Source organism: Streptomyces akebiae (assembly GCF_019599145.1).
Lineage (GTDB): Bacteria > Actinomycetota > Actinomycetes > Streptomycetales > Streptomycetaceae > Streptomyces > Streptomyces akebiae.
Genome location: NZ_CP080647.1, coordinates 8,103,057 through 8,118,102 on the forward strand (window position 1 = coordinate 8,103,057; position 15,046 = coordinate 8,118,102).

General features: G+C 71.3%; 14 protein-coding genes. 8 read left to right on the plus strand and 6 right to left on the minus strand.

Going from position 1 to position 15,046, the window contains the following annotated elements; translation table 11 throughout:
• Positions 1-207: 207 nt before the first annotated feature.
• Positions 208-2,166 (minus strand): streptophobe family protein, encoded by a 1,959-nt coding sequence (locus K1J60_RS35110; RefSeq protein ID WP_220649725.1) that lies wholly within the window; start codon positions 2,164-2,166, stop codon positions 208-210.
• Between the two features lie 241 nt (positions 2,167-2,407).
• On the opposite strand from K1J60_RS35110, the gene K1J60_RS35115 reads away from it, so the two are divergent.
• A complete protein-coding gene (locus K1J60_RS35115; RefSeq protein ID WP_220649726.1) occupies positions 2,408-4,927 on the plus strand; it encodes an ABC transporter ATP-binding protein/permease in 2,520 nt (839 codons plus the stop codon).
• Positions 4,928-5,006: 79 nt separating this feature from the next.
• Here K1J60_RS35115 and K1J60_RS35120 read toward each other — a convergent pair whose 3' ends face one another.
• From K1J60_RS35120 to K1J60_RS35130, 3 genes are all read right to left on the minus strand, one after another.
• Positions 5,007-5,675: a transglycosylase SLT domain-containing protein gene (locus K1J60_RS35120; RefSeq protein WP_220649727.1), complete on the minus strand. Its 669-nt coding sequence runs from the start codon at positions 5,673-5,675 to the stop codon at positions 5,007-5,009.
• Between the two features lie 325 nt (positions 5,676-6,000).
• Positions 6,001-7,062, minus strand: a complete 1,062-nt coding sequence (locus K1J60_RS35125; RefSeq protein ID WP_220649728.1) for an S-adenosylmethionine:tRNA ribosyltransferase-isomerase — start codon at positions 7,060-7,062, stop codon at positions 6,001-6,003.
• Positions 7,059-7,754 (minus strand): SDR family NAD(P)-dependent oxidoreductase, encoded by a 696-nt coding sequence (locus tag K1J60_RS35130; protein ID WP_220649729.1) that lies wholly within the window; start codon positions 7,752-7,754, stop codon positions 7,059-7,061. Before K1J60_RS35130 ends, K1J60_RS35125 begins: the two co-directional genes overlap by 4 nt.
• A 302-nt stretch (positions 7,755-8,056) precedes the next feature.
• Here K1J60_RS35130 and K1J60_RS35135 point away from each other — a divergent pair, with 302 nt between their 5' ends.
• From K1J60_RS35135 to K1J60_RS35150, 4 genes are all read left to right on the plus strand, one after another.
• Positions 8,057-9,202, plus strand: coding sequence for a GAF domain-containing sensor histidine kinase (locus K1J60_RS35135; protein WP_220649730.1), 1,146 nt, complete (start codon positions 8,057-8,059; stop codon positions 9,200-9,202).
• Positions 9,195-9,836 (plus strand): response regulator, encoded by a 642-nt coding sequence (locus K1J60_RS35140; protein WP_220649731.1) that lies wholly within the window; start codon positions 9,195-9,197, stop codon positions 9,834-9,836. The genes K1J60_RS35135 and K1J60_RS35140 overlap by 8 nt, the downstream gene beginning before the upstream one ends.
• A gap of 157 nt (positions 9,837-9,993) precedes the next feature.
• Positions 9,994-10,242, plus strand: a complete 249-nt coding sequence (gene chpE / locus K1J60_RS35145; RefSeq protein WP_033529228.1) for a chaplin ChpE — start codon at positions 9,994-9,996, stop codon at positions 10,240-10,242.
• Between the two features lie 222 nt (positions 10,243-10,464).
• The gene (locus K1J60_RS35150) at positions 10,465-10,704 is read left to right on the plus strand and encodes a chaplin family protein (RefSeq protein WP_220649732.1); all 240 of its coding nucleotides are present in this window, start codon (positions 10,465-10,467) and stop codon (positions 10,702-10,704) included.
• Positions 10,705-10,869: 165 nt separating this feature from the next.
• Here K1J60_RS35150 and K1J60_RS35155 read toward each other — a convergent pair whose 3' ends face one another.
• Entirely contained in the window at positions 10,870-11,655 is a 786-nt protein-coding gene (locus K1J60_RS35155) for a hypothetical protein (protein ID WP_220649733.1), read from the minus strand.
• Positions 11,656-11,804: 149 nt separating this feature from the next.
• Here K1J60_RS35155 and K1J60_RS35160 point away from each other — a divergent pair, with 149 nt between their 5' ends.
• The 3 genes from K1J60_RS35160 (at position 11,805) to K1J60_RS35170 (ending at position 14,282) form a co-directional block, all read left to right on the plus strand.
• Positions 11,805-12,596: an ABC transporter ATP-binding protein gene (locus K1J60_RS35160; protein ID WP_033529231.1), complete on the plus strand. Its 792-nt coding sequence runs from the start codon at positions 11,805-11,807 to the stop codon at positions 12,594-12,596.
• A gap of 144 nt (positions 12,597-12,740) precedes the next feature.
• Complete coding sequence (locus K1J60_RS35165; RefSeq protein WP_220649734.1) at positions 12,741-13,172, plus strand: NfeD family protein; 432 nt, start codon at positions 12,741-12,743, stop codon at positions 13,170-13,172.
• A 162-nt stretch (positions 13,173-13,334) separates the two neighbouring features.
• On the plus strand, positions 13,335-14,282 hold the full coding sequence (locus tag K1J60_RS35170; protein WP_033529233.1) for an SPFH domain-containing protein: 948 nt from the start codon (positions 13,335-13,337) through the stop codon (positions 14,280-14,282).
• Between the two features lie 128 nt (positions 14,283-14,410).
• On the opposite strand, the gene K1J60_RS35175 is transcribed toward K1J60_RS35170, so the two are convergent.
• Positions 14,411-14,917, minus strand: coding sequence for an HNH endonuclease (locus tag K1J60_RS35175; protein ID WP_033529234.1), 507 nt, complete (start codon positions 14,915-14,917; stop codon positions 14,411-14,413).
• Between the last annotated feature and the right edge of the window lie 129 nt (positions 14,918-15,046).

A 15,046-nucleotide genomic window follows, 5' to 3' on the forward strand; every position in this document is an offset into this window, starting at 1 on the left:
TGGCCCTGCCCCCCCGGATCGGAGAAGCCGTCTGGTGGGTTGCCGCTGCTGGTGTGAGGGCTTGCCCCGGGTGGCCCAGTCTCTGACGCGGAGGGCCTGGCTGTGGCGGCCCCGCCCTCGGGCTGGGGAGTCGGCACCCGGGTCGCCGCCCCCGCGTGCCCCACCTCCTCCCAGACAGCCAGGCCCCGCGTCACCCCCTCGGGGCTCTCACCGCCCTCGTGGCCCCCGCGGCGGGGGAGGAGGAGGCGGTGGTGGCGGTGGCCTCTCCTCCGGTGGCGGCGGCGGTGCGGGCCAGCCGCCCGACCCCGACCCCGACGCTGCCCCCGATCCGGAGCCCGACCCCGAGCCCGGCCGCTGTCCCGGTCGCCGGGGCGGCGGCGTGAACCGCCGTACCACCGTGGGCGCGCCGTACACATCGGGTGGCCCGTGTACCCCCGGGCCGCCGGAGCCACCGGCGGCTCCGGAGCCCGGGGAGCCCCCGGAGGCCCCGGAGGCCCCCGATCCTCCGGTCCCTCGCCCGTCCCCGCCCCGCCCCACCGATCCCCGCCCGGGCTCCCGGGAGCCACCAGCCCCAGGCACCCCCTGCGGCCCCCGTAGCTCGTCCGGCAGCCGCAGGTACGGATTGGTGTCCGGGTTCGGCGGCCGGTACGGCGTCCCCGGCGTGTACGGTCCGTGGGCGGAGTCGGCCTCGTAGGGCTCGGCGGTCGTCGCCCCGCCGCCACCCCCGTCCCCCAGCGCCAAAGGCGAGGCCCGTAGCCCCGCCGCCCGTGTCGCGCAGGCCAGCAGCGCTCCGGCGGCGCCCGCCCCGGCGCCCCACAGCGCGCCCAGCACCAACGCCGTCCCCGCCCGCCCACGCAGTTCCACTCCGGCGTCGAACGCGTCGATGCCGAACACGGCCAACGAGGCGTCCACCGACACCTCCGTCGCCCACACCAGCAGCGGCAGTGCCACCGCCGTCGCGAGCCCGAGCCGAAGCGCGCAGCGCCCCAGGAAACCGAGCGCGCTCCCGCCCCGTACATCCGCACCGGGCGCACCCCCGGCAGCGGCGGCAGCCGCCCCCCGTACGAACGGCGTACGTACGGCGGTCAGGACCCCCGCGTACAACATCATCAGCGCCGCCGCGAGGCCCAGCAGCCAGACCCGTCCGTCCAGTTCGGCGAGACGGCCGAGGGTGACGGGTTCGCCCGCGTCGACGCGCAGCAGTTCGTCCAGCGGGTCGGGCAGGAGGCCGGCCAGCGCTCCCGTCGCCCTGCCGTCCCAGGGGACGAGGAGACCGAGCGGGACGCCCAGCCAGACCCCGTTCGGCGCGCCGAGGAGGGCCGCGCCGACGATCCGCCGGGGGTGCGGGTCGCCGACCGCCGCGTACCCGGCCGCCGCGAGTCCGGCCAGGACCGCCATCAGGAGCACACCGACCACCGCGGACACGGCCGGCCGTACGACGCGGTGCACGGCGTCGAGTCCGGGCGGCAGGGGAGTGCGGCGCGAGGCCAGCAGGGCGATGAGCAGCACTCCGAGGCACCAGGTCAGCCCGCCGAGCACGGTCGGCACGGCGTCGACCGTGAAGCCGACCTCGGCGTCGGCGTCGGCGAGGTCGCCCAGCCGGTCCGGCAGCAGACCGCCGCCGAGGTCGCCGAGGTCACCGAGCCCGGGGATCTCGACGTTGTCGAGGTCGCCGCCGTCCGGCAGCTGTTCGTCGATGCCGAGTCGGCTGCCGTCGAGGGTGATGACGGCGTTCCCGGCCCAGGCCAGCCCGCCCATCGACGCCATGAACAGCACGAGCACCGTGCCCGCGCGTGCGAGGAGTTCCCCGGCCCGGACGACAACTCCCGCGCCACGCAAGGAACGCAGGAAGAACCAGGACAGCAGGAGCGCACCCACGAGGCTGACACCCAGTGGCGTGATCTCGATGGCGGTGGTCGCCTGAGCCCCCTCCAGGCCCAACAAGGACACATCGCCGGACGGCGACACCGACCCACCGGCCCCGAGCGCCACAACCGCCGCTGTCATGGGACCGAGTTCGCCCGCCGCGTCCGCCTCCAGCAGATGCAGACCGAGCGCCGCCGCACCTGCCATACCGATCAACGCCCAGCTCACGGCGGCGATCGCGGAGAACACCACATCCCCCCACGGCACGCGCCTGCCATGGTCAACATTCCGGTCGCTCATGGTCGGACCCCCCGATCCACATCGCGGCGTTGCACCGTCGATGTCCCCATCGCGTGGGATTACCACTCTCCGGCCCGGTTTCAACCCCGTCAACGGGACGGGTGGATGGCCCCGTACGTTCCCTTCACAAGGCCCGACTTTCGGTCAGGGGGTCGAGCCTGAAATAGTTCCCCCCGATGTTCGACATCCCTAGACTCCCTGTGATGGGGGTAATTCGGGGGACAACTCAGTGGGGCATGGAGTGCCGGAACTCGTACTGGAATTGAACGGACAAACCTGGACGCTCGATCCGTCCAGGGCATATACCCTCGGACGTGATCCGCAGGGGGACATCGTGTTCGACGACGCCAGGGTCTCCTGGCGTCACGCCACGATCAGCTTCGGCGGCCGTAGTTGGGTGATCGAGGACCACGGCAGCACCAACGGCACCTTCGTGCAGGGGCAGCGGATCCATCAACTGGAGATCGGCCCCGGCTCGGCCGTGCACCTCGGCAACGCGACCGACGGGCCGAGACTCAGCCTCTCCGGCACCGCCGCGTCCGTCGCACAGCCCCAGCAGCAGCCGTACGCGGCGCAGGGCGCGAGTGCCGGATACGCCGGCCAGCAGCCCCCGCAGCAGCAGGCGCCGCAGGCGGGCTGGCAGCAGCCACAGGCGGCACAGGTCCCGCAGCAGCAGGGCTTCCCGCAGCAGGGCCCCGGTGGTGGCGCGGGGGCGCCGCCGGTCTACGGCGACCGCAGCCCGACCACGTTCCACCAGCTGGCCCTCGGCCGGGTGATGCGGATCGGTCGTGCGCTGGAGAACGAACTGGTGGTCTCCGACCTCCAGGTCTCGCGCCACCACGCCGAGTTCCACGCGACGCCCGACGGGCGCTTCGAGATCCGCGACCTCGGCTCGCACAACGGCACGTTCGTCAACGGTATGCCGATCGCCAAGGGCGGCACGGCGCTCCTCGGTCCGAACGACATCGTCGGCGTCGGCCACTCGACGTTCCGCATCATCGGCGACCGGCTCGAGGAGTTCGTCGACACCGGTGAGGTCTCCTTCTCCGCACGTCACCTGACGGTCACCGTCGACGGCGGCAAGCAGATCCTCAAGGACGTCTCCTTCGGCGTCCCGGAGAAGTCGCTCATCGCGGTGATCGGCCCCTCCGGCTCCGGCAAGTCGACCCTGCTGAAGGCGCTGACGGGCTACCGCCCCGCCAACCAGGGTGACGTCCTCTACGACAACCGGAACCTGTACAAGCAGTTCGCGGAGCTGCGTCAGCGCATCGGTCTGGTCCCGCAGGACGACATCCTGCACAAGGAGCTGACCGTCAAGAAGGCCCTCAAGTACGCGGCCAAGCTGCGCTTCCCGGCCGACACCACGGCCGCCGAGCGCGACGCCCGCATCGACGAGGTGCTGCGCGAGCTCAAGCTCGACATCCACAAGGACAAGAAGGTCACCTCGCTCTCCGGCGGCCAGCGCAAGCGCGTCTCGGTCGCCCTGGAGCTGCTGACCAAGCCGTCGCTGATCTTCCTGGACGAGCCGACCTCCGGCCTCGACCCGGGCATGGACCGCGACGTCATGCAGCTGCTGCGCGGCCTCGCCGACGACGGCCGTACGGTCCTGGTGGTCACCCACTCCGTGGCCGAGCTGGCGATCTGCGACAAGCTGCTGGTGATGGCCCCGGGCGGCGCGGTGGCGTACTTCGGTCCGCCCGAGGAGGCCCTGAACTTCTTCGGCTACGAGACCTGGGCCGACGTCTTCTCCGCCTTCGAGAACTACCGCGACTACGACTGGGCGGGCCGCTGGAAGGGCTCGCAGCACTACCAGATGTACGCCGCGGACATCGACGCCGTCGCCCCGCAGTCGGTGCACATGCCGCCGCCGCAGTCGATGCGCCCGCCGAAGCCGCAGGGCTGGTTCTCCCAGCTCGGCACCCTGGTCCGGCGCTATGTCTCCGTCATCGCGTCCGACAAGGGCTTCCTGGCGCTGACGGTGATCCTGCCGGCCGTTCTCGGCGCGGTGAGCCTGCTCATCGACCCGGACAAGGACCTGCTGGTCCGGAAGATCAACCCGGCGACCAACCTGCCCATCCCGAACGGCACGGCCACCACGGTGCTGCTGATCCTCGCGGTCGGCGCGTGCTTCGCGGGCGCCGCCAACTCCGTCCGAGAGCTGATCAAGGAACGGGTGATCTACGAGCGGGAGCGGGCCACCGGTCTGTCGCGCTCGGCGTACCTGATGTCCAAGGTGATCGTGCTCGGCGCGGTGACCGTGTTCCAGGGCGCGATGGTCGGCGCGATCGGCTTCTCCAGCCGGACGATCCCGGACGAGGCGCTGATCTTCGGCGAGGGCAAGGTCGCCGTCATGCTCGAACTCTCCATCCCGATCATGGGGCTCGGCTTCACGTCCATGATGTTCGGCCTGGTCATCTCCTCGCTGGTGAAGACCGCCGAGAAGACGATGCCGCTGCTGGTGATGTTCGCGATCGTCCAGGTCGTCTTCACCGGCTGCCTCTTCGCCCTGCACGGCAGCCCCGGGGTCAACGAGTTCTCGTACCTGATGCCGTCGCGCTGGGCGGTCGCCGCCGCCGGTGCCACGCTGGACTTCAACAACATCAGCCCGCCCAAGGAGGCCGGCGACACCGACCCGCTGTGGGACCACACGGCCGGCGCCTACAGCCTCGACATGATCGCCCTCATCGTGCTGGGTGTGATCTGCGGCTTCCTCGTGGCCCGCTTCCTGCGCCGCCACGAGCCCGAGGTCATGCGGAAGTAGCCCACGGGTACCGACGCACGAAGGGCGGCACCCGCATCGGGTGCCGCCCTTCCGCGTTCTCAGAGGTCCCGCGCGGGCCTCAGTACGCGCTGTTGACGTTGTCGATCGAGCCGTAGCGGTCGGCGGCGTAGTTCGCGGCGGCCGTCAGGTTGGCGACCGGGTCGTACTGGCTCTTGGCCGTGCCCGGGACGTGGTACGCGTCGAAGGTCGGCTTGATGACCTGCAGCAGACCGATCGACGGGACGCCGTTCTTGGCGTTGATGTCCCAGTCGTTGATGGCGTTCGGGTTGCCCGAGGACTCCCGCATGATGTTCTTGTGCAGGCCGTGGTAGGTGCCCGGGATCTTGTGCTTCTTCATGATGTCGAGCGCCTCGCGGATCCAGCCGTCGAGGTTGTTCGGGTACGACTTCGCGGCGGCGGCCTTGACCTGGGCGGCGCGCTTGGCGGACCGGCTCGCGGCCTCCTTCTTCGCGCGCTCCTCCTCGGCCTTCTTCTTCGCGGCAGCGGCGGCGGCCTTCTTGTCGGCGTCGGCGGCCTGGTTCGTCACGCTGACCTTCGCGGCCTGGGCCGGGTTCTGGCTGAACGCCGCCGGAGCCGCGGACACCGTCTGCGTGGCGGTCTGAGCCTCGGCCGGCACCAGCGAGAACGCGACGGCGGCGGCGCCGAAGGCGGCCACTCCGGCGAACGAGAGCTTGTGGGTCTTGGTCAGCGCGAGACTGCGGCCGGGGATCTTGGCGTTCTTGAGCATGAGTGATGGACCTCTTCGAATAGCGCGGAGGTCGCTCTGCGTGCCAGGTGGGGGACACAGCTCTTCCAGCACAAACGCCGCGGAATGACCCACGGCGCCGAGCGACGGTTGCCATTCTTAGCGGCCGCAAAATCGCGTGGCAAAGGTGTGACGTACGATGCCGCTTAGTTGGAGCGGAACCGGCAAAATAGAACAGACCACCCCGTCCTTCCCGCTCATACCGCCCGTATGTATCTCCTAGGCGCCTTCGTACGTGATGTGCGCCCTATGGGGGGCCTCACACGGCCCTGCCGGTTTGTTCACTGCCAGTTGCTGCAGCAATGCTCTACGTGAGCTGCCTCTCCGGCAGGATCAGGTGCACGTCCCCGAACTCGTGCCACAGATAGCGCCCCCCGATCGCGGCCTCGTACGCACGGTCGATCGCCGCCCGCCCCGCGACCGCCTCCAGCATCAGCAGATGCGAGGCCTCCGGCTCGTGCAGCCCGGTCAGCAGCCCGTCGACCACCCGCACCCCGCGCTCGGGCGTCACCACCAGATCCGTCCAGCCCTCCCGGGCCCCTACGACGCCGTCCGCCCCGGTCGCCGACTCCACGGCCCGCACCGCCGTCGTCCCCACCGCGACGACCCGGCTGCCACCCGCCCGCGCCGCGTTGATCAGCCGTGCCGAGGCCTCGGGCACCGCGAACCGCTCCGGATACGGCGGCTCGTGCGCCTCCACCGAAGCGACCCCGGTGTGCAACGAGATCGGCGCGAACTGCACCCCCCGGCTCACCAGCTCCGCCACCAGCCGAGCCGTGAACGGCCGCCCGGCGCTCGGCATCTCCGCACTTCCCGTCCCCTCCCGCGACGGCAGCGCGAACACCGTCTGGTAGACGGACAGCGGCTGGTCCCGCTCGGTGTAGGAGTAACGGATGGGCCGACCGTGCTCCCGCAGCAACCCGGCGACGGCCGACGAGGACACCCGGGCCCACCACAGCCGGTCCCCCCGCTCGCTCAGGGGTTCCTCCAGGACCAGCCGTACGTCACCGGGCAGCCGTACCCGCACCCCCGCCGGACCGCCCGCACGCGCGCGCGTGGTGCCGCGCCCGTCGGGATCCCGCAGCTCGACCGCCCACCGCCCGTCGTCGCCCCGCGTGGAGAAATGCACCACCACGCGCGCGTGCCCGATCCTCCCGTCCACCGCCGCCGCCAGCGTCGGCGAGGTGTTGACCACCAGCAGATCGCCCGCCGTCAGCAACCCCGGCAGCGCCACGAACGCGTGGTGCGACACCTCCGTCCCCCGCGAGAGCAGCAGCCGTACGCCGTCCCGGTCGCGACCCGGCCCGCGCTGCTCGGCGGGCACACGCGCGTGCAGCTCCTCCGGCACCCGCACCGTCGCCGTCGTCATCGCCCCTCCAGCAGGGACGGCGCCCCGTAGCGGCCACTGGCCGGCCGCTCGTCGAGCAGTCGCAGGAAGGCGGGCACCACACCGGCCGGCGTCGGCCGCGGATCGTCGTCGTCCGGTACGGCCGCCGCGTACAGGTCCGTGCCCATGTCCCCCGGATCGACGGCCCACACCCGCAGCCCCGGCTCCTCCACCGCCAGCACCGCCGACAGCTGGTCCAGCGCCGCCTTCGAGGCCCCGTACCCGCCCCACGTCCCGTACGCCTCGGCCGCCGCGTCCGAGCTGACGTCGATCACCGTGCCCACGCCCGACGCCCGCAGCAGCGGCAGCGCCTCCTGGACCAGCCCCAGCGGCGCGACCACATTGACCTCCAGGGCCCGCCTCAGCCCTTCCAGCGGCAGCCCCTCCAGCCGTACGAGCGGCTCCGCCCCCAGCGCGCTCGCGTTGTTCACCAGCAGGTCCACCCCGCCCAGCCCCCGCGCGGCCGCCACCAGCTCCGCCCGGTGCACGGCGTCCGTGACGTCCCCCGCCAGGGCCTCCACCCGCGTCCCGTACGCCGACAACTCCGCCGCCGCCTCCTTCAGCGCCCCGGCGGTCCTGGCGTCGAGCACCAGATCCCACCCGCGCTCCGCCAGCGCCGCGCCGAGTGCCCGGCCCAGCCCCTTCGACGCCCCCGTGATGATCGCTACCGGCATGACATCCGTCCCCTCGTCCTCGACCGCCTCCGAACCCGGCGGCGGTGATCCCAACGTAGGAACCGCACCGCCCCCACCGCCTCGTACGCGAGCCGCAGACCGCCGGGGCCCTTCGCCCTAGGCCACCGGGCCGGGCCCCGGGGCCCGGCCCGGCCGTACGCCGCCGCACCGGCCCCCCGAGGCCTAGGACCGCCCCCTGAGGTCCAGGCCCGGTCCTAAGCCTCGGTCCTAGGTCCGAGGCACCCGGTGAGGCCTCCGGCGGTCCGATCCGCGGTGTCGGACCCCGCCGGTACGGTGAGGTCATGAGTCAAGGTCCACGGTCCGGCCTCGCCGCGGTGAGCAGCGCCCTGCTGGCCATGAGCAGGCACCTGGAGGTGCGCGACGTCCTCAAGACGATCGTCGCCTCCGCGCGTGAGCTGCTGGACGCGGAGTACGCCGCGCTCGGCGTGCCCGACGACCACGGTGGCTTCGCCCAGTTCGTCGTCGACGGCGTCAGCGACGCCCAGTGGAAGGCCATCGGTCCGCTCCCACGCCAGCACGGCATCCTCGCCGCGATGCTCCACCAGGCCACCCCCGAGCGCCTGGCCGACGTCCGCAAGGACCCCCGCTTCGAGGGCTGGCCCAGCGCCCACCCCGACCTGATCGACTTCCTGGGCCTGCCCATCCGCGACGGCGACGAGGTCATCGGCGCCCTCTTCCTCGCCAACAAGCGCTGCCCCAAGCCCGACGGCGGCTGCGGCTTCACCGAGGAGGACGAGGACCTGCTGTCGATCCTCGCCCAGCACGCCGCCATCGCCCTCACCAACGCCCGCCTCTACGAGCGCAGCCGCGAACTGACCATCGCCGAGGAGCGCTCCCGGCTCGCCCACGAACTCCACGACGCGGTCAGCCAGAAGCTGTTCTCCCTGCGCCTGACCGCCCAGGCCGCCGCCGCCCTCGTCGACCGCGACCCCTCCCGCGCCAAGGGCGAACTCCAGCAGGTCGCCGCCCTCGCCGCCGAAGCCGCGGACGAACTGCGCGCCGCCGTGGTCGAACTGCGCCCCGCCGGACTCGACGAGGACGGCCTGGTCGCCACCCTGCGTACCCAGGTCCACGTCCTGGACCGCGCCCACAGCGCCCGCGTCACCTTCTCCGGCCGCGGCGCCCGCGCGCTGCCCGCCGCCCAGGAGGAGGCCATGCTGCGCGTCGCCCAGGAGGCCCTGCACAACGCGCTGCGGCACTCGGGGGCCGAGCGGGTCGACGTCACGCTGGACCGGCACGGCGGCGGAGCCGTCCTGCGGGTAACCGACGACGGCAGCGGCTTCGACCCCCAGGCGGTACGCCGCGCGGGACGCCACCTCGGCCTGGTCTCCATGCGCGACCGGGCGAGCGGGGTCGGGGGCCGACTGGCCGTGGAATCGGTGCCCGGAAAAGGCACGACCATCGAGATGGAGGTCCCCGGTGGCTGACGCGATCAAGGTGCTGCTCGTCGACGACCACCAGGTGGTCCGCCGCGGCCTGCGCACCTTCCTGGAGGTGCAGGACGACATAGAGGTCGTGGGAGAGGCCGCCGACGGCGCCGAGGGAGTGGCCCGCGCCGAGGAACTGCGGCCCGACGTCGTCCTCATGGACGTCAAGATGCCCGGCATGGACGGTGTCGAGGCCCTCCGCAAGCTCCGCGAACTGGCCAACCCCGCGCGCGTGCTCATCGTCACCAGCTTCACCGAGCAGCGCACGGTCGTCCCGGCCCTGCGCGCCGGCGCCGCCGGATACGTGTACAAGGACGTGGACCCCGAGGCCCTGGCCGCCGCCATCCGTTCGGTGCACGCCGGACACATCCTCCTGCAGCAGGAGGTCGCGGACGCGCTGTTGTCCCAGGAGGGGGCCAACTCCGGCCAGGGGAGAGGAGGTTCGCTGACCGAGCGGGAGCGCGAGGTGCTCGGCCTGATCGCCGACGGCCGCTCCAACCGCGAGATAGCCCGTGCGTTGGTGCTGTCCGAGAAGACGGTGAAGACCCACGTCTCGAACATCCTCATGAAGCTCGACCTGGCGGACCGGACCCAGGCCGCGCTGTGGGCGGTACGCCATGGTGTGACCGGATGATGTGCGGGTTGTCCGGCAATACGGAGGGTTCCACTCCGGACTGAGATTCATACTGTCGGGTGTATGTCCCTCGGGTGGCGCATCCTGCCGGGCCCTCCGGCGTTCTTCAGTGCGTGCTGCGTGCGACCGCCGCAGTGATCGCAAGGAAGGGCTCAAAGTGAAGAACCTGAAGAAGGCCGCCGCTGTCACGATGGTGGCCGGTGGCCTCGTCGCCGCCGGTGCCGGTATGGCCTCCGCCACCGACGGCGGGGCGCACGCCGACGGCAAGGCCATCGGTTCGCCGGGCGTCGTCTCGGGCAACGTCATCCAGGCCCCGGTCCACATCCCCGTGAACGCGGTCGGCAACAGCGTGAACGTCGTCGGCATCCTGAACCCGGCCTTCGGCAACCTGGGTGTCAACCACTGACGTTCCCGCCCCGGAGCACCAGTGACCACCGGCCTTCCAGGCGCCCCCTGGAAGGCCGGTCAGGTTTCGTCCTGTGATCGTTCCCTTGGTCGTTCCATCGCCTCAAAGCGCCGAAGGGGCCGTTCCCGTCGTTCGCGCCTGCCACGGCGGACCGGCCCTGCGTTGATCAACGCACGGCCCGCGGGCGGGCCGGACACGCGCGACGCCGGAGGAACGCAGCTCATGAACGTCGCCAAGAAGGCCGCCCTGACCGTCACCGCCGCCGGTCTCGCCGTAGGCGCCTCGTCCGGTGCCGCCGTCGCCGACTCGGTCGCCGACAGCGCCGCAGTGGGCTCTCCGGGCGTCGCCTCCGGCCTCGACGTCCAGGTCCCCGTCGACGTCCCCGTCACGGTCACGGGCCTCAGCGCCAACCTCATCGCCGCGCTCAACCCGACGTTCGGCAACGTCACGGCCAACCACTGACGCTCCGCTCCGCGCCCATCCACCCGCCCCAGGTGCGGCCAGTCCTGCCGCTGGGGCGGGTGGATGGGCGCGGCGGCGCCCGGCAAGCGCCGGTGAGCGAAACCCCGCCCCCGTCCAGCCGCAGCCGCCGGGCAACGCACGGCCAAGGGCCGGCTCCTCGCCGAACTACCGCCCCCGCTCCCGCTCCTCCACGAACGCGTTGTACGCCGCCACCTGCGCCCGCCGAGCCGTCCGCTCCACCGGCCGCAGCGCGGCCGTCCGCGAGGCCATCTCGGAGGCGCTCACGGCCCCGCCGTGCCCGTTCTCGAACGCGACGGACGTCAGCAGCCCGACACGCTGTGCCAGCTCCAGCACACGTACCGCACGCGGCGGATACCCGGGCGCCAACACGTCCCGCCCCTGCTCGGCCCGAGCCCGATACGCGTCGATCGCCGCCTCGGCCACCGGCCCCGAGGCCGCCACGTCCAGCCGCGACAACACCGCCGTCGCCTCCCGGAGCGCCTCCGCCAGCTCCCGTTCGGCCTCCCCGAGCGACGGCACATCGGCGGGCGGCGCCTCTCGTACCTCCAGGCAGTGCCAGACGACCTCGACATGCTCATCGCCTGCCGGACCGGCCGAGAACACCTCCGGTACCAGCCCCAGCGCACCCCCGTGGCAGACGACCGCCTCCTCCGCCTCCAGCGCCCGCTTGTTGAACTCCGGCGGCCCGCTCAGTCCCAGCGGATGCCCCGGGGCCGGAAGCGCGACGCGCAACCCGGTCACCCCGAGCGCCCGCAGCCGCCCCAGCCCGAGCGTCAGCCCGACGGGCCCCGACTCGCCGGGCAACCCCTCCACCCGGTGCACCGCGTCCTCCCCGACGATCGCGAGCACCGCGTCATCCGGCGAGACAAGTCCGGCAAGAAGGGCATTTCCCCATGAGGCGAGGCGCCCTGAGCGTGGTTCGGAGAGCATGCCCCCACCCTAAAGACGACCGAGGCGATGGGTGGCCCGACCAGTGGCGTAGATTTCCCCATGGGCTGCGCCCACCCGGCGGTGGCTCCAACCACAGGCGTACGCGACAGCCGAGACAGGCCGACACTGCAAGGGGAGACAGCGCGCTCATGAGCGATGTTCTGGAGCTGGAGGACGTATCCGTGGTCCGCGAGGGCCGGGCTCTGGTCGACCAGGTCAACTGGTCGGTCAAGGAGGGCGAGCGCTGGGCCATCCTCGGCCCGAACGGCGCGGGCAAGACCACCCTCCTGAACATCGCGTCCAGCTACCTCTACCCCAGCAAGGGCACCGCCACGATCCTCGGCGACACCCTCGGCAAGGTCGATGTCTTCGAACTGCGCCCCCGCATCGGCATGGCCGGCATCGCCATGGCGGAGAAGCTCCCCCGGCGGCAGACCGTCCTGCAGACCGTGCTGACCGCCGCGTACGGCATGACCGCCACCTGGAACGAGGACTACGAGGAGGTCGACGAGCTGCGCGCCCGCGCCTTCCTCGACCGCCTCGGCATGACCGAGTACGTCGACCGCAAGTTCGGCACCCTCTCCGAGGGCGAGCGCAAGCGCACCCTCATCGCCCGCGCCCTGATGGCCGACCCCGAGCTGCTGCTCCTCGACGAGCCCGCCGCCGGCCTTGACCTCGGCGGCCGCGAAGACCTCGTACGCCGCCTCGGCCGTCTCGCCCGCGACCCGATCGCACCCTCCATGATCATGGTCACGCACCACGTCGAGGAGATCCCCCCGGGCTTCACCCACGTCCTGATGATCCGTCAGGGCAAGGTTCTCGCCGCGGGCCCGCTGGAGCTGGAGCTCACCTCCCGCAACCTCTCCCTCTGCTTCGGCCTCCCGCTCGTCGTCGACCAGCTCGGCGAGCGCTGGACCGCCCACGGCCTGCCGCTCACCTGACCGCAACTCCCACCGATCTTCCGCCGGTCGGGCGCGTCCGGGCCACAACCCGGCCCAGGCGCAACCGACTTGGAAGCCCTCTGTACGCGATCTTTGACCGTGCGCTCTGTTCGGCGACCCGATCGCGGTTCTACCATGGCCGATGTGGACAGCATCGACGCATGGGTGTGGTGGCTGATAGGCGCGACCGGGCTCGGGATCGCCCTCGTCGTGACCGCGATGCCCGAGTTGGGCATGCTCGCCCTGGGCGCGGTCGCCGGCGCCGTGGTCGCGGGGCTGGGCGGTGGTGTCGTACTCCAGGTCGTCGTCTTCGCGATCGTCTCCGTCGCGCTCCTCGCCGTCGTACGGCCGATCGCGGCCCGGCACAGATCGCAGCGACCGCAACTCGCCACCGGTATCGACGCGTTGAAGGGCAAGCACGCCGTCGTCCTGGAACGGGTCGACGGCGCGGGCGGTCGTATCAAGCTGGGCGGCGAGGTCTGGTCCGCCCGGGCGCTCGACACCGGTCAGGCCTTCGAGGTGGGTCAGGAAGTGGACGTGGTGGAGATCGAGGGAGCCACGGCGATCGTCATGTGACCTCGTACGACGACGTGGTCACGAGGCGATGACGCAATGGCCTGAACGCCCCACCGGGCAGGCGGTGTTCTGCCAGACTCGACCAGCAAGATCTTCAACGGTCCCGACAGGCATAAGATCTTCCAGAAGCGCCACGGCGGAGAAGGGCACGGGGAGCAAACGATGGAACCGATCATCATCGTCCTGATCATTCTGGTGGTGTTGGTCTTCATCGCCCTGATCAAGACCATCCAGGTGATTCCACAGGCCAGCGCGGCCATCGTCGAGCGGTTCGGCCGCTACACGCGCACACTCAACGCGGGCCTCAACATCGTCGTCCCGTTCATCGACTCCATCCGCAACCGCATCGACCTGCGCGAACAGGTCGTGCCGTTCCCGCCCCAGCCGGTGATCACCCAGGACAACCTGGTCGTGAACATCGACACGGTCATCTACTACCAGGTCACCGACGCCCGCGCCGCGACCTACGAGGTCGCCAGCTACATCCAGGCGATCGAGCAGCTCACCGTCACCACACTGCGCAACATCATCGGTGGCATGGACCTGGAGCGGACCCTGACCTCCCGCGAGGAGATCAACGCGGCCCTGCGCGGCGTCCTCGACGAGGCCACCGGCAAGTGGGGCATCCGCGTCAACCGCGTCGAGCTGAAGGCGATCGAGCCGCCCACCTCCATCCAGGACTCGATGGAGAAGCAGATGCGCGCCGACCGGGACAAGCGCGCCGCGATCCTCACCGCCGAAGGTACGCGCCAGGCGGCCATCCTCACCGCCGAGGGCGAGAAGCAGTCCCAGATCCTGCGCGCCGAGGGTGAGGCCAAGGCAGCCGCCCTGCGCGCCGAGGGCGAGGCCCAGGCCGTCCGTACGGTCTTCGAAGCCATCCACGCCGGTGACCCGGACCAGAAGCTGCTGTCCTACCAGTACCTCCAGATGCTCCCGAAGATCGCCGAGGGCGACGCCAACAAGCTCTGGATCGTCCCCAGCGAGATCGGCGACGCCCTCAAGGGCCTCTCCGGCGCCATGGGCAACTTCGGCAATCTGGGAGGCGGCCCGACGGTCCCCAGGCCCACGGACGGCAACGGCGAGCGCCGCGAGAAGCCGGCGATCGACTAGAGCACACGGCAATGGGCCCTCCCTCGGCGAAGAGGGCGGGCCCATTTCTTGCTTTCGAGGGACGAGCGGAACCACGTGATCAGCCACCCCACACCCGCAGTCCGCGAACCACACCGACCCCGACGGCGTTACGCGGCCCCCTGGGAAAGCCAGGCCGGCAGCGCGTCGAAGTCGTCGTGCCCCAGCGAGAGCAGCATGGCATCCGCCGGCGTCGGCTCGAACGGCTGCCGCAGCAACGGCATACCCGCCTGCTCCGGAGTCCGGTCAGCCTTACGGTGGTTGTCCTCGGCGCAGGAAGCCACCGTGTTCAGCCAGGTGTCACCACCGCCCCGCGACCGCGGCACCACATGGTCGACGGTCGTGGCCCGCCTGCCGCAGTACGCGCACCTGTGCCTGTCCCGTACCAGCACACCCCGCCTCGACCACGGGGCTTGTCTTCGGAACGGCACCCTCACATAGCGGCAGAGCCTGATCACCCGGGGCGCCGGTATGTCGACCGCGGCTCCCCGCATGCGCAGTTCGGGGTGGGTCTGCTCGACGACGGCCTTGTCCTGCAGTACCAGCACGACGGCTCGGTTGAGCGTCACCGTCGACAGCGGCTCGAAGCTCGCGTTCAGTACCAGCGTGTCCCGCATTCCAGCCCACCTCCTGTGCCAGCCCACCCCCCGGCGGGCTTGGATCAACTCTGGCCGGGCACGCCGAGATGGACAACGCAATAAAAAATGCCCGTCTCTGATCACTTCCAAGACCAGAGACGGGCAAAC